General features: G+C 62.0%; 13 protein-coding genes, 3 rRNA genes and 1 pseudogene. 15 read left to right on the forward strand and 2 right to left on the reverse strand.

The genetic code is table 11. The features are described from left to right. Positions 1-87: 87 nt before the first annotated feature. The 4 genes and pseudogenes from QFZ30_RS21825 to QFZ30_RS21840 form a co-directional block, all read left to right on the forward strand. Complete coding sequence (locus tag QFZ30_RS21825) at positions 88-1161, forward strand: FecCD family ABC transporter permease (protein WP_373462905.1); 1074 nt, start codon at positions 88-90, stop codon at positions 1159-1161. Between the two features lies 1 nt (position 1162). Then, the gene (locus tag QFZ30_RS21830) at positions 1163-1990 is read left to right on the forward strand and encodes an ABC transporter ATP-binding protein (RefSeq protein ID WP_307079927.1); all 828 of its coding nucleotides are present in this window, start codon (positions 1163-1165) and stop codon (positions 1988-1990) included. Beyond that, positions 1987-3027, forward strand: coding sequence for a siderophore-interacting protein (locus QFZ30_RS21835; protein ID WP_307079929.1), 1041 nt, complete (start codon positions 1987-1989; stop codon positions 3025-3027). The genes QFZ30_RS21830 and QFZ30_RS21835 overlap by 4 nt, the downstream gene beginning before the upstream one ends. A gap of 366 nt (positions 3028-3393) precedes the next feature. Continuing rightward, positions 3394-4461, forward strand: a pseudogene (locus QFZ30_RS21840) (IS110 family transposase); the annotation flags it as partial. Positions 4462-4627: 166 nt separating this feature from the next. On the opposite strand, the gene QFZ30_RS21845 reads toward QFZ30_RS21840, so the two are convergent. After that, complete coding sequence (locus QFZ30_RS21845) at positions 4628-5449, reverse strand: glycoside hydrolase family 16 protein (RefSeq protein ID WP_307079931.1); 822 nt, start codon at positions 5447-5449, stop codon at positions 4628-4630. A gap of 647 nt (positions 5450-6096) precedes the next feature. On the opposite strand from QFZ30_RS21845, the gene QFZ30_RS21850 reads away from it, so the two are divergent. Then, positions 6097-6945 (forward strand): SGNH/GDSL hydrolase family protein, encoded by an 849-nt coding sequence (locus QFZ30_RS21850; RefSeq protein ID WP_307079933.1) that lies wholly within the window; start codon positions 6097-6099, stop codon positions 6943-6945. On the opposite strand, the gene QFZ30_RS21855 is transcribed toward QFZ30_RS21850, so the two are convergent. After that, positions 6942-7229 (reverse strand): YciI family protein, encoded by a 288-nt coding sequence (locus QFZ30_RS21855; protein WP_307080429.1) that lies wholly within the window; start codon positions 7227-7229, stop codon positions 6942-6944. The two genes, QFZ30_RS21850 and QFZ30_RS21855, sit on opposite strands and share 4 nt — an antisense overlap. Positions 7230-7300: 71 nt before the next feature. On the opposite strand from QFZ30_RS21855, the gene QFZ30_RS21860 reads away from it, so the two are divergent. The 10 genes from QFZ30_RS21860 (at position 7301) to QFZ30_RS21905 (ending at position 20386) form a co-directional block, all read left to right on the forward strand. Then, the gene (locus QFZ30_RS21860; RefSeq protein ID WP_307079935.1) at positions 7301-7786 is read left to right on the forward strand and encodes a MarR family winged helix-turn-helix transcriptional regulator; all 486 of its coding nucleotides are present in this window, start codon (positions 7301-7303) and stop codon (positions 7784-7786) included. Between the two features lie 72 nt (positions 7787-7858). Beyond that, positions 7859-8623, forward strand: a complete 765-nt coding sequence (locus tag QFZ30_RS21865) for an SGNH/GDSL hydrolase family protein (protein WP_307079937.1) — start codon at positions 7859-7861, stop codon at positions 8621-8623. A 250-nt stretch (positions 8624-8873) separates the two neighbouring features. Beyond that, the gene (gene rpmB / locus QFZ30_RS21870; RefSeq protein ID WP_108598676.1) at positions 8874-9110 is read left to right on the forward strand and encodes a 50S ribosomal protein L28; all 237 of its coding nucleotides are present in this window, start codon (positions 8874-8876) and stop codon (positions 9108-9110) included. Next, positions 9110-9277: a 50S ribosomal protein L33 gene (gene rpmG / locus QFZ30_RS21875; RefSeq protein WP_011693743.1), complete on the forward strand. Its 168-nt coding sequence runs from the start codon at positions 9110-9112 to the stop codon at positions 9275-9277. Before rpmB ends, rpmG begins: the two co-directional genes overlap by 1 nt. Positions 9278-9280: 3 nt before the next feature. Next, complete coding sequence (rpsN, locus tag QFZ30_RS21880) at positions 9281-9586, forward strand: 30S ribosomal protein S14 (RefSeq protein ID WP_307079939.1); 306 nt, start codon at positions 9281-9283, stop codon at positions 9584-9586. A gap of 683 nt (positions 9587-10269) precedes the next feature. After that, positions 10270-11793 (forward strand): 16S ribosomal RNA (locus QFZ30_RS21885). A gap of 558 nt (positions 11794-12351) precedes the next feature. Next, positions 12352-15477 (forward strand): 23S ribosomal RNA (locus QFZ30_RS21890). A gap of 224 nt (positions 15478-15701) precedes the next feature. After that, positions 15702-15818, forward strand: a 5S ribosomal RNA gene (gene rrf / locus QFZ30_RS21895). Together the 16S, 23S and 5S rRNA genes form the textbook arrangement of a ribosomal RNA operon. Before the next feature lie 422 nt (positions 15819-16240). Continuing rightward, entirely contained in the window at positions 16241-17251 is a 1011-nt protein-coding gene (locus tag QFZ30_RS21900) for a LacI family DNA-binding transcriptional regulator (protein ID WP_307079941.1), read from the forward strand. Positions 17252-17371: 120 nt separating this feature from the next. Beyond that, positions 17372-20386, forward strand: a complete 3015-nt coding sequence (locus tag QFZ30_RS21905) for a glycoside hydrolase family 2 TIM barrel-domain containing protein (RefSeq protein ID WP_307079943.1) — start codon at positions 17372-17374, stop codon at positions 20384-20386. Positions 20387-20708: the final 322 nt, after the last annotated feature.

Genomic DNA, 20708 nt, shown 5'->3' on the forward strand with positions numbered 1-20708 from the left:
ATTAAGACCGGGACCAACCATGCCGTTGCCACCAGCCCGCGCGAACAGGCAGATAATGCCCTCAACACTCCAAAAACAGGGCATTACCTGCCTGTTCGCGCCAACCTCCTGGGCCGGACCATACTGAACCGCACCGCCGTCCTGGCCCTCGGCGTCCTGGCCCTCGGCGTCCTGGCCCTTTTTGCCGCCTACGTCCTGCTCGGCAGCTATACGGTGACAGTCCCGGACTTCTTCAAGATCCTCATCGCCCACCTCACCGGGGGCGAGAAAATCCCCGGCGCCAGCTTCATTGTGATGGAGAACAAGCTGCCCAGGGCTGTCATCGGCACCATGATCGGCGTGGCATTCGGCCTGGCCGGCGGACTGTTCCAGACCATGCTCCGCAACCCGTTGGCCAGCCCCGACGTTATCGGCATCAGCTACGGTGCCAGTGCAGCAGCGGTCACAGCCATTGTGATTTTCGGAGCGTCCGGCGCGGCGGTGTCCGGGGCAGCCTTGGGCGGCGCACTCGGCGTCGCCGCCCTTATCTACGCCGTCTCCCGCGGCCGGTCCCTGGGATCCGGCGGCGGGAACACGGGCAACGCAGCGGGGAACCGCCTGATCCTGGCCGGAGTGGGCATCGCCGCCGCACTCCACGCCGTAGTCAGCTTCCTCATGACCCGCGCTGACATCCGCACAGCCGCTGACGCACTGGTCTGGCTCAACGGCTCACTTAACTCCGCGAGCTGGGATCGTGCCGGAATGCTGGCCCTCGCGCTGCTGATCCTCATCCCGGCCGTCGTGACCCTGGCCGGGCCGCTCCGCATCCTCGAACTCGGCGACGATGCCGCTGCCGGCTTGGGCATCCGCGTCGGGTTCACCCGCCTCGCGGTGGTGGTCACCGCCGTCGCACTCGCCGCAGTGGCGACGGCGGCCGCCGGGCCGGTCTCGTTCGTCGCCTTCCTGGCCGGCCCCATCGCCCGCCGCTTCACCCGGAAGGCCAGCCTTCCGGCGTCGGCCCTTGTTGGTGCCGTTATTGTCCTGGCGGCGGACTACTTCGCGGCCAACCTCGCCCCCCTGCTGCTGGACGGCACGGCGCTGCCTGTCGGTGTGATCACCGGCGCCCTCGGTGCCCCGTTCCTGCTGTGGCTCCTGGTCACCGCCAACCGAAAGGATGCCTGACATGGCAGTTCTCAACGCCCGGGACCTCACGCTGAAATACGATCAGCGCTGTGTAGTCGATGGCCTCACGGCGGAGATTCCCGAGGGCAAGGTGACCATGATCGTTGGCGCCAACGCGTGCGGAAAGTCCACGCTGCTCCGAGGCCTGTCCAGGCTTCTCAAACCCGCCGCGGGAGCTGTGACGCTGGACGGCAAAGACATCCATGCCCGCCCTGCCCGCGAACTTGCCCGCACCCTGGGCCTCCTCCCGCAGCACCCCACGGCCCCGGACGGCATAACCGTCCGGGACCTCGTGGGCCGCGGGCGGTACCCGCACCAAGGCTTCTTCCGCAGCTGGTCCGAGAAGGACGACGCCGCGATGCAGCGTGCGCTGGAAGCCACGGAAACCCTGGAACTCGCCGGCCGGAACGTTGACGAGCTGTCCGGCGGACAGCGCCAGCGCGTCTGGATTGCTATGGCGCTCGCCCAGGAGACCGACATCCTGCTGCTGGATGAACCCACCACCTACCTTGACCTGGCCCACCAGGTTGAGGTCCTGGACCTGGTCACAGACCTGAACCGTACGCGCGGCACCACCGTGGCTATCGTCCTGCATGACCTGAACCTGGCTGCACGGTACGCGGACCACGTCATCGCCATGAAGGGCGGCGCGGTGGTGGCACTGGGCGCGCCGGGGGACGTTGTTACCGAGGAGCTGGTTCGGGAGGTCTTCGGACTGGAGTCCCGGGTGATTCCGGATCCCGTTTCGGGCACGCCCCTGATCATCCCCATCGGCCGTCACCACGCCGCCGTCAACGCCGCCGTCAACGAACTGGAGCTCATTTCATGAAGACCCGCGATATTGCCTCCACCGAGCCCATGACCCTGGCGTTCGAGGTCACCGTTTCCTCCGTACAGGAGCTGAGCTCCAACTTCCGCCGGATCACGTTCGGCGGCTATTCACTGCGTGACTTCGGCGTCCACGGGGACACCATGGACCTGCGGATCAAACTCATGATCCCGTCCCTGGCCGAGGACGGCACCCCACTTCCGCTCCCGGTCTTCGAAATGTCCCAGTCGGGCTGGTACCGGGAGTGGCTGGCCATGGACCCGGCAGTCCGCGGCTCCATGCGCACCTACACTGTGCGCCGGTCCCGGCTCGATTCGGTGTACCCGGAGATCGACGTGGACTTCGTGATGCACTTTGACTCGGACGGCAACGGCGGCCCGGCCGCTAACTGGGCCCTCAACGCCAAGCCGGGGGATGCCATCAACATCATCGGACCCAACAACCGGGCCGCACACTGCGTTACCGCGGAGATCTACTCCGGCATCGAATGGCGGCCGGGAATGGCCCAGCGTGTCCTCCTTGCCGGCGACGAAACTGCCATCCCCGCGATCTCCGCCATCCTCGAGAGCCTGCCCGCGTACATGACCGGCCACGCATTCCTTGAGGTGCCGGAGGCGGGTGACTTCCTGGATCTCAAGACGCGCGCCGACGTCGAGATCACCTGGCTTGCCCGCGGCGCGGCCATCGGCCGCTCCCGCCCGCACGGTGAGATGCTCCAAGAAGCCGTCCGCCTGGCCGTTCCGGTGCCGGGCTGGGTGGCGATCAAAGCCTCCGACGGCGGCGCAGGCCCCGAGCCGGAGGACGTCAACGTGGATGTGGACATCCTCTGGGAGACCCCTGCGCGAATGGACACCGCGGCGATCGGTGCCACCAAGAACCCGGACATGCCGGCAGGCGCCATGCCTTTCTACGCCTGGATCGCCGGTGAAGCAGCCGTCATCAAGGACATGCGGCGGTACCTGGTGCGGGATGTGGGGATCGACCGGAAGCAGGTTGCGTTCATGGGGTACTGGCGTCAGGGCAAGGCCGAGGTCTAGGCGCTTCCTGATGAATCATCACGTTAACGAACCGCGGTCGTTGCAACTCCCGAAAGTCAGGGTGTTGCAACTGTGAGTATTGGTTGTAGCTGGTCTGGGACTGGCTGGCCGGATAGATATCCGGCCGTTCCATCCCGTGGACGTGACTCATGTTGCGACTGACCCCCAGGTGTCATTCGATCGACTTGTCCGTCCATCGGGGTGGTCCGGCCGGTACCTGTCCGGCCCACCTCGGTAGCTTGATCAGAAGATTGTCCACCCCTTGCGGGGCGTGACCCATCACAGTGCTGTTCCTTTGGTGACCTCTACCCGGACTGGTGACGGCCGGTGACGGCCATGACCATATCCGTGAAGAGGAAGGTAGGAATGACCGCCATGTCTATCGTCGCGCATGCCCATCCCTTTGTCGTGGGCGTCGACACGCACGCCCGAAACCATGTCTACGCCATCCTCGACGCCACCAACGGCGCACTATTGGATACGCGGTCATTCCCCACCACCGCAGCCGGGATCAACCGGGCCATCAAATGGGTCGCACGCCGCACCAACGCCGACGCAGACACCCTCTGGGTCATCGAAGGAGCCGCATCCTACGGCGCGATCCTCGCCGGCACCGTGGCCACCCACGGATTCCCAGTCGCCGAGGCGCCGGGCATGGATGCCAAGAAGCGCCTCGGCGTGGGCAAGTCCGATGCCCTGGACGCCCATCGGATCGCCATGGCCGTTCTGCCCCTGCCGGTGGACAAGCTGCGCCGACCACGCCTTCATGACGGGGTCCGCCAGGGCGTGCGGATCCTGGTCACGGCGCGGGGATCCATGAGCAAGGACCGGACCCGGTCGGTCAACGCGCTCAACGCACTGGTGCGCGGCAACGACCTGGGCATCGATGCCCGCCAGAAGCTCACAGGCGCCCAGATCACCGAGGTCTCAAAGTGGCGTTCCCGCGAGGAAGAGCTTTCCTTGTCCATTGCCCGTGCTGAGGCCGTGCGGCTGGCCAAACACGTCCTGGCGCTGGATGAGCAACTCACGGTCAACGAGAACCAGCTGGACGAGCTGGTGAAGGTCAGCGAGGCCTCACCGTTACTGGAGGAAACGGGGTTCAGAGCGATCAGCGCCGCGAAGTGTCTCGCCGCGTGGTCGCACGAGGGCAGGGTCCGTAACGAGGCAGCATTTGCCTCCCTGGCCGGGGTAAATCCGATCCCCGCGTCCTCCGGGAACACTGTCCGGCACCGGTTGAACCGGGGCGGTGACCGGTCCCTGAACAGTGCCTTGCACATGGTCGCGGTCGTCAGGATGGCCCATGATGGCGATACCCGCGGGTACGTGGAGAAGCGCCGCGCCGAGGGTCGTACGGACAAGGAAATTCGTCGTTGCATCAAACGCTACCTGGCCCGCCGCATCTACCGCACGCTCAGCGCGGCGGCAATAGCGATGACGCGGCTTGACAGACATAGAAGAGTCGACCGCTGGAACTCGCCAGGGTGCGAGTGGGTCTTTCTCATTCAGTTCGTTGCCGCTCAGAGTCTTGCGGCACTCCGCGAGTCGGCCCGCGGCTATTCCAACCGTTCCGCGGGCGGGCCCTCAGCCGGAAAGGGCTGTCTTATCCGTAGACGCGGACCCAATCGACCTGCATCTGCGAGGGCTTGGTGGCGGAGCCGTCCGGGAACCAATCCAGCTGCAATGTCTGTTTCATGGCCACCGAGGGCTGGTGCGCCGGGTTCGTGTCGGTGAAGGTCTTCACTCCGTCGACGTATCCGGTGATGGCGGCCGGGGTCCACTCCACCGCGTAGTTGTGCCACTGTGTGCTATCGAGGCGCGTAGCCGCTGTGGTCTGGAAATCCGCTCCATCACAGGCGTAGTGCAGGAAGAACCTCATGAAGGCGGCGTCTTTGCTGCCCTCGGCATAGTCGATCTCGGCACAGTTCGGGGCAGCGTTGTTATTGAGGATCAGGACCGGGTGGTATTTCGGGTCCCGTGCATCGGTTCTCATGCGCGTTTCCCAGCGACCATACTTTTGTTGCGCGAACTTTGCCGACATGCCGCCCGTGGTGCCGGCTGCGTCTCCTCTGACGGTGGCCACGCCGTTGGCAACCGACCAAGCCTGGGGGCTGCGTACGCCTTTGCCTGCATGCCCTGCACTATTGTAGACACTCCATTTTGTCCGGTCCGGTGCGCCGGTGTTGGAGAATTCGTCGCCCGTCAGGACCGGGCCCCAACCGAAGGCGGTAGCTGCCTGCGCACCGTCACCCGTCGTGGCGAGAGCCTGGCCCGCTGCGGGCAGCGCCGGGGCCGGGGCCGCGGCAGGCGCGGGCGCGGGCGCCGGGGGCGGGGTGACGGGTTTCGGCGGGGTTGCCGCCTCCGCGGCGGGGGCCGGGCCGCTGCCCGAAGCCGTGGGCGCGGGCGATGCGGCGGCTGAAGACACGGTGGCTGCGGTGGTTGGGGCTGGGGTGGCAGGTGCGGACGCGCGGCCAGTCGAGGATGGGGCAGATGCCCCATTGGTCGCAGGGGCTAGGCTGCATCCTGTCAGGGACAAAGCACCCATGGTCATTACGATGGCTATTTTCTTGAACAAGATACCTCCGGGCGTAGGGCTGGGAAACGACTGGTGCACCTAAGACGATGACGAGTGCGCAAAGCATCCTTCGGCCCCTTGGCAGGGCCGGAGCTAGCAGGCGCCGAAGGGGCGCGCCGGGGCTCAGTGTTCGGCCTCCGGGGCCCTGCTTTGGGGCCAGCCGCCAACGTTACCTGATCGTGACCTTCGGCCGCAAAAATGTGACAAGGGCTGAGCAGCTGCTGATGATCAGCCCGATCTGGCCCGATTCGTGGACTTCGCCTGAAGCTGTTGCCTGCGGCCAGCCATGTGCTGCCACTATCTGGAACCCAGCCAAGCCGGCGCAACTTGGGCGGGGATTCGGCTCAAGCCAGCGGCGGCGGCGTAATGGACACACCGTGCACCCGGCCATGGTTCGCACACGCTCCCTCGCACTCTGTTTCTGGATCTCAACCCTTCTGCACATCCTGTTGCTGTCCGTTTACCTTGGCGTTTCTTTGGGCGGTTATGTTCAGTGGATGGGTTCTAATCCTTTACTTTCGGACCGTGAGGGCCGGCGGGTATTCGTTGCTTTGGGGGATTCGTTTACCGAGGGTGTGGGGGACCGCGATGAACGGCTGCCCAACGGAGTCCGGGGCTGGGCAGACCGGGTGGCGGAAAAGCTGGCCAAGGCCGACCCCGGCTGGAGATACGCCAACCTGGCCATCCGGAGCAAGCGGCTGCGGCATGTCATCAACGAACAGCTGGAACCTGCGCTGGCAATGAAGCCCACGCTCGTCACCCTGTACGCCGGCGGGAACGACATCCTGGACCTCGGCACAGACATGGCCGCCCTGATGGCCGACTACGAAAACCTGGTGGCCAGGCTCGCCGGATCCGGAGCAACTGTTGTCCTGTTCACGGGCTTCGATGTCAAAGTTTCCGCCGTCCTGGAGCCGTTGAAGAAGCGCAACACCAGCTACAACCAGCGAGTGCGTGATATTGCGGCGAAGTACGGTGCCGTGCTGGTGGACTACTGGTGCCTGGAAGCATTCCATGACCGGCGGATGTGGGATTCTGACCGCCTGCACATGTCCAAAGCTGGCCACAAGTACCTTGCCGGGCAGGTGCTGGATCAACTCGGTGTACCGCACAAGTTCGTCCCGAAGGAATGGGAGCCGCCGGCGCGGCTGAGCCTGCGGGAATGGGAAAGGCGGCAACGGCGCTGGGTCCACGACTGGGTCCTGCCACTGTTCGGCCGCAAGATCAGGGGCACCACCTTGGGAGATGCCCTCAGCCCGCGCTGGCCCCAACCGGTCAAGGTGCCAAAGAAGGGCGGGCTGAAAAAGCTGGCGGAACAGGCCCGGACCAATCCGGCGGAGTCCTAGGCGTCCAAGAGGTTTTCGAAGCCCGGTGCAACCCTGTTGGCCGCGAACTCCAGGACTTCGAACTCAGCCACGCCGTTCACGTAGAAGGGGTCCTTGGCCAGGCTGGCGTCCAGCGTGGAACGGTCTGCCCTTGACAGCAGCAGTCCGCCGGTCCGGGGCACCTTGCGTCCGGCGGCAACAAAGACGCCGTCGTCAAAAGCACGCTTCAGCCAGTCGACGTGGGCCTCCAGATGGAAGTCCACTATGTCCTCGGGCACCTTGTAGCTCAGCGACACAACATACATGGAGTTCAGCATACCGGCAGGCTGCGAGGTCACTTGAAGCGTCAAGCACGCAAGGAACCTAGAATGTACGCATGACCGAACCGCGCTGGCTCAATGCCGACGAACGCCGTGCCTGGCTGGCCCTGCTGAGCATCAACACCATGCTTCCTGCCGCCCTGGACACGCAGCTGCACACTGCCGGCAAGCTGTCCCTGTTCGACTACAACGTGATGGCCATGCTCTCTGAGGCGGAGGGGAGATTCCTTCCCATGAGTGAACTTGCCGCCCGCACAAGCTCTTCACTGTCCCGGTTATCGCATGTGGTCACCAAGCTGGAGAAGCGCGGCTGGCTGGAGCGGCGGCCGCACCCCGGCGATGCACGCGTCACCACAGCCCACTTGTCCGACGCCGGCATGGCCACTTTGGTGGCCCTCGTACCGGGGCATGTGGAAGCGGTCCGCACAAAGTTCCTGGACGCCCTGACGGCGCGTGATGTCGCGGACCTCGCCCGGATCGGCGAGAAGATCGTGGCCCGCCTCGATGATGACCACTGGATCCTGCGCGAAAACCAGCCGTAGTGCGGCACCCGTCCCGACCGACGTCCGCGCCCACACTTGGTTGCTCCCAGCAACAGATGACAAACTGACGCTATGGAATTTTCGACCCGCTATGTAGCCCTTGGAGATTCATTCACGGAAGGCGTCGGCGATGACGATCCCACCCGCCCCAATGGCGTTCGCGGCTGGGCGGACCGGGTGGCGGAGCAGTTGGGCGCCGCCGACCCGTCCTTCGGCTACGCCAACCTCGCCATCCGCGGCAGGAAACTCCGCCAGATCATGGCAGAGCAGGTGGATGCCGCCGTCGAACTCAACCCCACACTGGTGACCATTTACGCCGGGGCCAACGACATCCTCCGCCCGAAGATCGACATCGATGACCTGCTGGTGGAGTACGACGCCGGCATCCGCAAGTTGAGTGCCAACGGTGCCACCGTCGTGATGTTCACGGGCTTTGACTCACGGGGTTCCAAGGTCTTCAGCACCACACGGGGCCGCACCGCCATCTACAACGAGCTCGTCCGCGGCATTGCGGGGGATCACGGCGCTCTGCTGGTGGACTACTGGCGCTTCAGGGAATACTACGACTGGGGGATGTGGGCCCGGGACCGGATGCACATGTCCCCTGCTGGCCACACGAACATGGCCAAGAGGGTACTGGCGGTCCTGGAACACGATCACTCGATCGAGGTCCCTCCCATGACGCCGGTGCCGGCGCCCAGCCCGGCCGAAGCCTTCCGCGCCAACGCGCGCTGGGTGCGCGAGTTTGCCGCCCCGTGGGTGGTCCGCCGCGTCACCGGCAAGTCCTCCGGCGACGGCCTGAGGCCGAGATACGGCGAGCTCACACGCCTACAGTAAGGGGCGCCCCTTATACACCGCCGGAGGCCGGATTGGTCTTTAATTGCGTGAACTCGTAGACTTGGTAGGCGCTAAGTGCGCGGAGCGTGCGCAATTGCTCCGGTGGCCCGGTAAATTCTCCAGGGTAGCCGGTAGTTAGGGGCTCAAGTTGCGTGACTAACCGTTCACCCTGATCACTTTGGGTCGCACTTGGACGCATGATCCAGCAGCAGATATGCGGATCATTACTTTCAATTCTTGAGGAGAAGTCATGGCAGCACACTGCCAAGTGACCGGAGCCGAGCCGGGCTTTGGGCACAGCATTTCGCACTCGCACCGTCGCAACAAGCGCCGGTTCGATCCGAACATCCAGAAGAAGCGCTACTGGGTTCCGTCCCTGCGCCGTAACGTCACGCTGCAGGTTTCTGCACGTGGCATCAAGACCATCGACGTGCGCGGCATCGACGTCGTCGTCGCCTCCATCCTTGCTCGGGGAGTGAAGCTCTAATGGCTAAGGACAAGGACGTACGTCCGATCATCAAGCTCAAGTCGACCGCGGGTACGGGTTACACCTACGTGACGCGCAAGAACCGTCGTAACGACCCGGACCGCATGGTTCTGAAGAAGTACGACCCCCGCATCCGCAAGCACGTCGAATTCCGAGAGGAGCGCTAAACCATGGCTAAGAAGTCCAAGATTGCTCGCAACGAGCAGCGCAAGGTCATTGTTGCGCGTTACGCTGAAAAGCGCCTCGAACTGAAGAAGACCCTCGTCGACGCCAACGCCACCGACGAAGCACGCGAAGCTGCACGCCTCGGCCTGCAGAAGCTGCCCCGCAATGCGTCCCCGATCCGTCTGCGTAACCGCGACATCATCGACGGCCGTCCCCGCGGTACCTTCCAGAAGTTCGGTATCTCCCGTGTTCGCTTCCGCGACATGGCTCACCGTGGTGAGCTTCCGGGCATCACCAAGTCTTCCTGGTAATCCAGCACAGCTGATTCCAGCTGCTTGAGAAGGGCCGGCAACCGTTTGGTTGCCGGCCCTTCTGTGCGTTAACGGAGACCCCCTGGACCGGCTGGTCCGCAGCTTCGGGGCGGGCGCAGCCAGTGTGCCGCAGCCCACAGATCGCCATCACGACGCCGGCGCCTGGGTTTGTCCCTAAATGACGCCTTTTGGCCCGGAACGGCGGGGTTCCTGGGCCCTCCCGAGGGGATTTGCGATGGGCGCGGAGTGGGTGTATTGTTTTTCTAGTCGCCGCGAGGGAGACAGCGAAGAGCTGGTTACCGGGGGCGGCGAAACCCCCAAATTCAAGACCAGATTCTGGTAGCTCTTTAGAGTGCTGCAGATCAGGTTGAGAACGTGTTTTTGGCCGGTGCGGATCCTGAAAGATGGATTTGCAACAGGGCCGGAAACCGGGTAAGTTTGAAAAGTTGCTCCGGAGCGATCTTGGACCGTTTGGTTTGGGTGGTGTCGGGTGTGTCTGTTGTTTGAGAACTCAATAGTGTGCCAAGTTTGTTGATACTGGTTTATTTTATATGAATTGGTTGAATTTGCCGGGTCATGCCGCCCCTGTGGTGTGGTCTGGTTTTTACAGCTGGTTTCAAATTTTGCTGCCTGGTTTCCGCGTTTTCCCGTGGTTTCTGGGTGGTGTTCGTTTTTGTTTTACTTCAACGGAGAGTTTGATCCTGGCTCAGGATGAACGCTGGCGGCGTGCTTAACACATGCAAGTCGAACGATGAACCTCACTTGTGGGGGGATTAGTGGCGAACGGGTGAGTAACACGTGAGTAACCTGCCCTTAACTCTGGGATAAGCCTGGGAAACTGGGTCTAATACCGGATATGACTCCTCATCGCATGGTGGGGGGTGGAAAGCTTTTTGTGGTTTTGGATGGACTCGCGGCCTATCAGCTTGTTGGTGAGGTAATGGCTCACCAAGGCGACGACGGGTAGCCGGCCTGAGAGGGTGACCGGCCACACTGGGACTGAGACACGGCCCAGACTCCTACGGGAGGCAGCAGTGGGGAATATTGCACAATGGGCGCAAGCCTGATGCAGCGACGCCGCGTGAGGGATGACGGCCTTCGGGTTGTAAACCTCTTTCAGTAGGGAAGAAGCGAAAGTGACGGTACCTGCAGAAGAAGCGCCGGCTAACTACGTGCCAGCAGCCGCGGTAATACGTAGGGCGCAAGCGTTATCCGGAATTATTGGGCGTAAAGAGCTCGTAGGCGGTTTGTCGCGTCTGCCGTGAAAGTCCGGGGCTCAACTCCGGATCTGCGGTGGGTACGGGCAGACTAGAGTGATGTAGGGGAGACTGGAATTCCTGGTGTAGCGGTGAAATGCGCAGATATCAGGAGGAACACCGATGGCGAAGGCAGGTCTCTGGGCATTAACTGACGCTGAGGAGCGAAAGCATGGGGAGCGAACAGGATTAGATACCCTGGTAGTCCATGCCGTAAACGTTGGGCACTAGGTGTGGGGGACATTCCACGTTTTCCGCGCCGTAGCTAACGCATTAAGTGCCCCGCCTGGGGAGTACGGCCGCAAGGCTAAAACTCAAAGGAATTGACGGGGGCCCGCACAAGCGGCGGAGCATGCGGATTAATTCGATGCAACGCGAAGAACCTTACCAAGGCTTGACATGGACCGGACTGCTGCAGAGATGTGGTTTCCCCTTTGGGGCCGGTTCACAGGTGGTGCATGGTTGTCGTCAGCTCGTGTCGTGAGATGTTGGGTTAAGTCCCGCAACGAGCGCAACCCTCGTTCTATGTTGCCAGCGCGTGATGGCGGGGACTCATAGGAGACTGCCGGGGTCAACTCGGAGGAAGGTGGGGACGACGTCAAATCATCATGCCCCTTATGTCTTGGGCTTCACGCATGCTACAATGGCCGGTACAAAGGGTTGCGATACTGTGAGGTGGAGCTAATCCCAAAAAGCCGGTCTCAGTTCGGATTGGGGTCTGCAACTCGACCCCATGAAGTCGGAGTCGCTAGTAATCGCAGATCAGCAACGCTGCGGTGAATACGTTCCCGGGCCTTGTACACACCGCCCGTCAAGTCACGAAAGTTGGTAACACCCGAAGCCGGTGGCCTAACCCCTTGTGGGAGGGAGCTGTCGAAGGTGGGACTGGCGATTGGGACTAAGTCGTAACAAGGTAGCCGTACCGGAAGGTGCGGCTGGATCACCTCCTTTCTAAGGAGCACCTACAGATGTCTGCCGCGTGTATGCGTTGGTGGGGGTTTGTCAGGAGTATATGCCCGTTGCGCAGGCGATTGTTCTGCGGCGGGTGCTCATGGGTGGAATATCAACAAATAGGTGCCTGGTGGCACGGACCGGTTGTTAGTACGGACGCTTTCTTCCCTTTGGGGTTGGGGGTGTCTTGGAACGGAGCTGGTACGGATTGCTGGGTAGTGTTTGGCACACTGTTGGGTCCTGAGGCAACAGTGCCGGGAGGGGTTCGCAGCTTACGGGTTGTGGGCTGTTTTTCCTGGTGTTTGTTTGTTTCTGGTTTCCTGGCTGCACCGATCATACGGTTTGTCCCCTGTTGTGGGGGTTCGTGTGGGGTGTGTGGTTTGGGGTTGTTGTTTGAGAACTACATAGTGGACGCGAGCATCTTTTATAAGAAGCAATTTCCAAGAATATGAACCTGGATCTGGCTGCGCGTGATGGTGTCGCCCCCTTGGGGGTGGTGTTGTTGGGTGTGGTTGGTTTTCGTGGTTCTCTCGAAAATTAGCGTAATTGATCTTTTGTGGTCAAGTTTTTAAGAGCACACGGTGGATGCCTTGGCATTAGGAGCCGAAGAAGGACGTAGGAATCTGCGATAAGCCTGGGGGAGTCGATAACCGGACTGTGATCCCAGGGTGTCCGAATGGGGAAACCCCGCCAGGGGCGCGAGCTGCCTGGTGACCCGCATCTGAACACATAGGGTGCGTGGAGGGAACGCGGGGAAGTGAAACATCTCAGTACCCGCAGGAAGAGAAAACAATAGTGATTCCGTCAGTAGTGGCGAGCGAACGCGGATCAGGCTAAACCGTTCCATGTGTGATAGCCGGCGGGCGTTGCATGGTCGGGGTTGTGGGACTTTCCGTACTGTCTCTGCCGGGACAGTGAGGTGTGATGTGCAGGCATAGGTGAACGGTCTTGAAAGGCCGGCCAGAGAGGGTGTGAGCCCCGTAACCGAAATGTTGTGTACCGCCTGGGAAGTATCCCAAGTAGCACGGGGCCCGAGAAATCCCGTGCGAATCTGTCAGGACCACCTGATAAGCCTAAATACTCCCTAATGACCGATAGCGGACCAGTACCGTGAGGGAAAGGTGAAAAGTACCCCGGGAGGGGAGTGAAACAGTACCTGAAACCGTGTGCTTACAATCCGTCGGAGCCAGTCTGATTCTGGTGACGGCGTGCCTTTTGAAGAATGAGCCTGCGAGTTAGTGTTACGTCGCGAGGTTAACCCGTGTGGGGAAGCCGTAGCGAAAGCGAGTCTGAATAGGGCGTTGCAGTGGCGTGATCTAGACCCGAAGCGAAGTGATCTACCCATGGCCAGGTTGAAGCGACGGTAAGACGTCGTGGAGGACCGAACCCACTTCAGTTGAAAATGGAGGGGATGAGCTGTGGGTAGGGGTGAAAGGCCAATCAAACTTCGTGATAGCTGGTTCTCCCCGAAATGCATTTAGGTGCAGCGTTGCGTGTTTCTTACCGGAGGTAGAGCTACTGGATGGCTAATGGGCCCTACAAGGTTACTGACGTCAGCCAAACTCCGAATGCCGGTAAGTGAGAGCGCAGCAGTGAGACTGTGGGGGATAAGCTTCATAGTCGAGAGGGAAACAGCCCAGACCACCAACTAAGGCCCCTAAGCGTGTGCTAAGTGGGAAAGGATGTGGAGTTGCGAAGACAACCAGGAGGTTGGCTTAGAAGCAGCCATCCTTAAAAGAGTGCGTAATAGCTCACTGGTCAAGTGATTCCGCGCCGACAATGTAGCGGGGCTCAAGTACACCGCCGAAGTTGTGGCATTCAGATATTTGCTAAGCCCTTGTGGTTCAGGCGTCTGGATGGGTAGGGGAGCGTCGTGTGGGCAGTGAAGTCGCGGTGTAAACCAGCGGTGGAGCCTACACGAGTGAGAATGCAGGCATGAGTAGCGAAAGACGGGTGAGAAACCCGTCCGCCGAATGATCAAGGGTTCCAGGGTCAAGCTAATCTGCCCTGGGTAAGTCGGGACCTAAGGCGAGGCCGACAGGCGTAGTCGATGGACAACGGGTTGATATTCCCGTACCGGCGAAAAACCGTCCATGCTGAACAGGGGATACTAACTGCCCGAGACCTGCCCGATCACCCTTGTGGTGTGAGGGTTTTGGTGGAGCGCGGGACCTGATCCTGGGAGGTAAGCGTATTAACAGGTGTGACGCAGGAAGGTAGCCAAGCCGGGCGATGGTTGTCCCGGTCTAAGGATGTAGGGCGAACGGTAGGCAAATCCGCTGTTCATGATGCCTGAGATCTGATGGGACCCCCTCACGGGGGGATTTGGTGATCCTATGCTGCCGAGAAAAGCATCGACGCGAGGTTTTAGCCGCCCGTACCCCAAACCGACACAGGTGATCAGGTAGAGAATACTAAGGCGATCGAGAGAATTATGGTTAAGGAACTCGGCAAAATGCCCCCGTAACTTCGGGAGAAGGGGGGCCCCAACCTTGAACGGTACTAGCGACCGGGAGGGGATCGGGGCCGCAGAGACCAGGGGGAAGCGACTGTTTACTAAAAACACAGGTCCGTGCGAAGTCGCAAGACGATGTATACGGACTGACTCCTGCCCGGTGCTGGAAGGTTAAGAGGACCGGTTAGCCTCACGGCGAAGCTGAGAATTCAAGCCCCAGTAAACGGCGGTGGTAACTATAACCATCCTAAGGTAGCGAAATTCCTTGTCGGGTAAGTTCCGACCTGCACGAATGGAGTAACGACTTCCCCGCTGTCTCAACCATAAACTCGGCGAAATTGCAGTACGAGTAAAGATGCTCGTTACGCGCAGCAGGACGGAAAGACCCCGAGACCTTTACTATAGTTTGGTATTGGTGTTCGGAGTGGCTTGTGTAGGATAGGTGGGAGACGTTGAAGCCCGGACGCCAGTTCGGGTGGAGTCATCGTTGAAATACCACTCTGGTCACTTTGGACATCTAACTTCGGCCCGTAATCCGGGTCAGGGACAGTGCCTGATGGGTAGTTTAACTGGGGCGGTTGCCTCCTAAAAAGTAACGGAGGCGCCCAAAGGTTCCCTCAGCCTGGTTGGCAATCAGGTGTCGAGTGTAAGTGCACAAGGGAGCTTGACTGTGAGAGAGACATCTCGAGCAGGGACGAAAGTCGGGACTAGTGATCCGGCGGTACATTGTGGAATGGCCGTCGCTCAACGGATAAAAGGTACCTCGGGGATAACAGGCTGATCTTGCCCAAGAGTCCATATCGACGGCATGGTTTGGCACCTCGATGTCGGCTCGTCGCATCCTGGGGCTGGAGTAGGTCCCAAGGGTTGGGCTGTTCGCCCATTAAAGCGGTACGCGAGCTGGGTTTAGAACGTCGTGAGACAGTTCGGTCCCTATCCGCTGCGCGCGCAGGAAATTTGAGAAGGGCTGTCCTTAGTACGAGAGGACCGGGACGGACGAACCTCTGGTGTGTCAGTTGTACTGCCAAGTGCACCGCTGATTAGCTACGTTCGGATGGGATAACCGCTGAAAGCATCTAAGCGGGAAGCTCGCTTCGAGATGAGATTTCCATACACCTTGTGTGTGAGAGGCCCCCAGCCAGACCACTGGGTTGATAGGCCGGATGTGGAAGCGAGGACTAACGACTCGTGAAGCTGACCGGTACTAATAGGCCGATAACTTACACCACACACCACCCCTGTAAACCCATTCAAAAGGGGTTTACACCCAGGGGCGGTAAAAAGATAACAAGACTGCTTGCGTCCACTATGTGGTTCCCAACCAACAAACCCGTTGCTTGAGAACACAACTGAATAAACAACACCACACCCGCACCACACAAGCTGCGGGGACAGGTTGTAACCAGACTTCCCACACCACCCCCACACCGGGGCGCGTGCCGGGTACAAGGGTTACGGCGGTCATAGCGTGGGGGAAACGCCCGGTCCCATTCCGAACCCGGAAGCTAAGACCCACAGCGCCGATGGTACTGCACCCGGGAGGGTGTGGGAGAGTAGGTCACCGCCGGACACACATTAGGCTCAGGCCCCAACCACAGGTTGGGGCCTGACCCATTTAAAAAACCCCAACCCCCCTCACATCCAGCAAAAGACCACGCAACGCTCTCACACCTCCTGCAGAAGATCAGGCAACCCTCTCTCAGTTCCTGCAGAAGATCAGGCAACGCTCTCTCAGTTCCTGCAGAAGATCAGGCAACGCTCTCTCAGTTCCTGCAGAAGATCAGGCAACGCTCTCTCAGTTCCTGCAGAAGAACAGGCAACCCTCCCCCAAACCCTGCAGCAAACCGGCCCCGGCCCCGCCCCCACACCCTGACACCGCCGTCGCACCCAGAACTGCGAGAGCGTCACCCAAGACCCCGCAGCAACTGAGAGAGCGTCACCCAGAATCCCGCAGCAAGTGAGAGAGCGTCCGGCGGCCTAGACTTACGGTCTATGACCTCCACTCCGCGCAACCGGCCTGCGAAGCGGGCCACCATCCTCGATGTGGCAGCCGCCGCAGGTGTTTCGCGGCAGACCGTCACCCGGGCGATGAACGAGATGCCGGGCATCAGGCAGGCAACGCGTGAGCGAGTCCAGGAGTTGGCGCGGGAGCTGGGCTACACGCCCAGCAGGTTCGCCAAAGGCCTGGTCCAGGGTGCCCATACTTCCGTCGGGCTGGCCATCCCGGGCCTCACCAATCCGTACTTTCCGGCCTTTGCCTCAAGTGTTGTGGAGATGGCCACCCAGCGTGCGTGGAATGTGGTGATGGACGACTTCGGCCATGGCTCCGGCAGTGCGCTGGATGCCGTGGCGCGCCTGGCCCCTCAGGTGGATGCCGTCATCGGATACCTGGGCCCGGACGCGGAGGAAGCGCAGGCAATGCTCGGCAGGCGCCCCGTGGTGGTGCTGGACGAGCCTGCGGGCCTGACGGCCGGCGGGATCTCCTTTGACTACCCGTATGCGGCCAGGCTCGCTCTGGACCGACTGCTGGCGGTGGGGAGTGGCCGCATCGCTTACATGGATTCCGTCACGGAGGAGGGTTCGCTGACCGCGCGCGGCGCAGCCGTTGCAGGTGTGGCTTCAGATCTCGGAATCGATCTCACGGTTTTCCGTTCCGAGGACTCGGCCCATGCCTCGCGTGAGGCCGTTGAAAGCCTGCTCTCACGGCATGCCGGGTTGGACGGACTGCTGGTCTTTAACGACCTAATGGCCGCCGGCGCCCTGAAGGCCTTGGCCGGAAGCGGCCGTGGCGTCCCGGATGACTGTGCGGTGATCGGAATGGACGGCATCCCGCTCGGTGAACTGGTGACTCCTGAGCTCACCACCTTGTCGCTGAACCTGCGCGATGTGGGCAGGACCGCCGTCGACCTTCTCGACGGGCTGCTTTCCGGAGCAGTGGTGGCAGGCAGTGCGGAAGCGGATCTCAGGCTGCGGCATGAACTGGTCATCCGTCAGTCCGCCTAAGAATCGGCCTACCCAAACGCCGCACCACGGGATAGAATTTTGTGAATCGTGAACGTTCACGAGGCGTCCAAGTCCGCGTCTGAGGCGGCACTCCCCAACACTCTGGAGCAAGGAATATCCATGTCAGTACAGTCACCCTCCGCGCCGGTGGAGAGCAGCCCGGACACCGCGGTTCAGCGCCGCGCCCTGGAGCTTGCTGCAGGAGCAGTTCAGGAGCTGGCCTCTGTGGCGCCTGCCCGCGGCACCCTGCCGGCACGCGCATATCTGCACAGCGACGCCCCCCGGAAATCCCTTAACGGTGAGTGGCAATTCCGCCTCAGCTCCGGCATCCGGCAGGCACCGGAGGACGGCTGGCAGCGCGGCGGTGACACGGCAGGCTTCGAAGGGCTTCCCGTTCCCTCAAGCTGGCCCATGCACGGGCACGGCTCGCCGTGGTACACCAACGTCCAGTACCCGTTCGCTGTGGAGCCGCCCCATGTGCCGGAGGCCAATCCGGTCGGTGACCACCTGGTGGAGTTCCAGGCGGGACCTGAGTTCTTCCCGCGGGCCGCCCTCCGGTTCGACGGCATCGAGTCCGCCGGTACAGTGTGGCTCAACGGAACGGAGCTCGGAACCACGCGGGGCAGCCGGCTGGCGCATGAGTTCGACGTGACCGGCATCCTGGTCCAGGGCAGGAACATCCTGGCCGTGCGCGTTGCCCAGTTCTCCGCGGCCAGCTACCTGGAGGACCAGGACATGTGGTGGCTGCCGGGCATCTTCCGGGATGTCACACTGCAGTCCCGGCCCGACTCCGGCATTGACGACGTGTTCGTCCACGCTGACTACGACAACCACACCGGTGACGGCATTCTGCGCGTTGAGGCGAGCCGAGGCGGCGAGGCGATTGACGCCGTCGTACGAATCCCCGAACTGGGGCTGGAACTGGCGGCAGGCAGCGAACACCGCGTTCCGCAGATTTCGCCCTGGTCCGCTGAGCTGCCGCGGCTCTACGAGGCGACCGTCAGCGCGCCCGGCGAGACAGTGGCCCTGCAGCTCGGCTTCCGCAGCATCACCATCGAGGACGCCCAGTTCAAAGTCAACGGCCAGCGGATCCTGCTTCGCGGCGTCAACCGGCATGAGCACCATCCGCGCCTTGGCAGGGCCGTGCCCCGGGACGTGATGGAGGATGAGCTGCGCCTCATGAAGCAGCACAACATCAATGCCATACGCTCCTCCCACTATCCCCCGCACCCTGACTTCCTCGCGCTTGCGGACCAGCTGGGCTTCTACGTCGTGCTTGAATGCGACCTCGAAACCCATGGGTTTGAAAGCGGCGGCTGGAAGCAAAACCCGAGCGACGACCCGCAGTGGGAATCCGCCTTGGTGGACAGGATGCGCCGCACTGTGGAGCGCGACAAGAACCATGCGGCCGTGATCATGTGGTCCCTGGGTAACGAGGCAGGCACCGGCCGGAACCTTGCTGAGATGTCGCGCTGGACGAAGCACCGCGACCCATCACGGCCCATTCACTATGAGGGCGACTCGACCTCGGCCTATGTGGATGTCTACTCCCGGATGTATGCCAGCCATGCTGAAACCGCGCTCATCGGCCAGGGCATTGAGGAGCCGCTGGAGGATCCGGCGCTGGATGCCCGGCGCCGCGCCATGCCTTTCGTCCTCTGCGAGTACGTCCACGCGATGGGTAACGGCCCCGGTGGCATGTCTGAGTATCAGGACTTGTTTGACCGCTACCCACGGCTGATGGGTGGGTTCGTGTGGGAGTGGCTGGAGCACGGCATCACCGTCACGGCCGCGGATGGCCAGGAGCACTTCGCATACGGCGGTGACTTCGGTGAGGAAATTCACGACGGCAACTTCGTTACTGACGGGCTGGTGGACGCGAACCGCAAGCCCCGGCCCGGCCTGCTGGACTTCAAGAAGGTCATCGCGCCGCTGAAAATTGCCGTGGCGGAGGACTGGTCCGGCTTCACCCTGCGCAACGGCTTTGACTTCGCGGACACGTCGACGCTCAGCTTCCGCTACGTGGTGGAGGCCGACGGCGTTACGCTCGACGGCGGCACGGTGGACGTTGCGCCGTTGGCGCCTGGTGCGGAGGCGCAGATGGAACTCCCAGCCGGCCTTGCCGGACTCGGCGCCGGACGCCCGGCGGTACTCACCGTCAGCGCAGTTCTTGCTACAGACACGGAATGGGCAGCAGCGGGTCATGAGCTTGCCTGGGGCCAGGGAGCCCGTGACCTGGCGGTGGCCGAGCAGCCTGTTGCTATCGAACAGGTGGACGTCCAGGCAGCCGAACTGCGGCTGGGGCCGGTGGTTTTCGACCGTGTCTCAGGCCTGCCGGCCTCCATCGGCGAAGTGCCTGTGGAGGATCTGCGGCTGGTGCTCTGGTGGGCGCCCACTGACAACGACTTTGGCCGCGAATGGACCGATCCTGACCAGAGGCCCCTGGCTACGCAGTGGGTGGAGGCTGGGCTCGACCGGCTCCATTCCCGTCTGCTGGGCATCTCGGCCGCTCCATCACCGGACGGTGGTGATGTGCTGACGGTGCGGACCCGAATGGGCGCTGCCGGCAAGCAGTTCGGTGTGCTGGTGGACTATTCGTGGTCCAGCGACGGTCAGTCCGTGGCCCTGCGGACCGAGGTACGTCCGGACGGCGAATGGATCAATGGCGGCTACGCCGTGGAATGGGCGCGGATCGGGCTCGAAATCGTGCTGGGCGCGCAGACCAAGACTGTGGCATGGTTCGGCCAGGGCCCGCACCAGAGCTACGCGGATACCGGCCAGGGCACCAGAATGGGTTGGTTCGAGCTGCCACTGGAGGAATTGGACGTGGACTATGTGCGCCCGCAGGAGTCAGGCGCCCGGTCAGCAGTGCGCACCGCAGCTCTGGAGCTCGACGCCGGCACGCTTGACGTTTCCGGCGCACGTTTCGCATTGACGGTACGCCCCTACAGTCAGGATGTCCTGGCTGCCGCCCGGCACCGGACCGACCTGGTTCCCGATGGGCGCAGCTACGTCTACGTGGACCACGCCCTCCGTGGCGTAGGTACCGCAGCTTGCGGACCAGGAGTGCTGGAGCCGTACCGGCTGCAGCCCCGCGAAGCGGACTTCACCGTGGTGCTACGCGTGCGGCGTTGAGTACCGCCTGATGTGACCCAGTCCGCAGGGAAGAGCTTTCGCCGATCGCTTCCTCCCGGCGGCTCTCGAGGCCTCCAGAATCCCCGCCAATTCAGGGATTCTGGAGGCCTTTTGCATGCCCCGGGCCCGGATTTGCGGTGGGGGTTCCGGCCGTGTATTGTTTTCTGAGTCGCCGCCGCTGAAGCGGAAAAATAGCGACCAACCCCCTCTTCAACAGCCTGAAAATGGCACGCAAATTAGCGTGCCGGATGCAGGTGGGGCCGTTTTGCCGAAGCGCAGAATTGCGGAAACGCTGATTTGCAAAGCTCCTGGAAACCGGGTA

This window comes from Arthrobacter pascens (genome assembly GCF_030815585.1).
Taxonomy (GTDB): domain Bacteria; phylum Actinomycetota; class Actinomycetes; order Actinomycetales; family Micrococcaceae; genus Arthrobacter; species Arthrobacter pascens_A.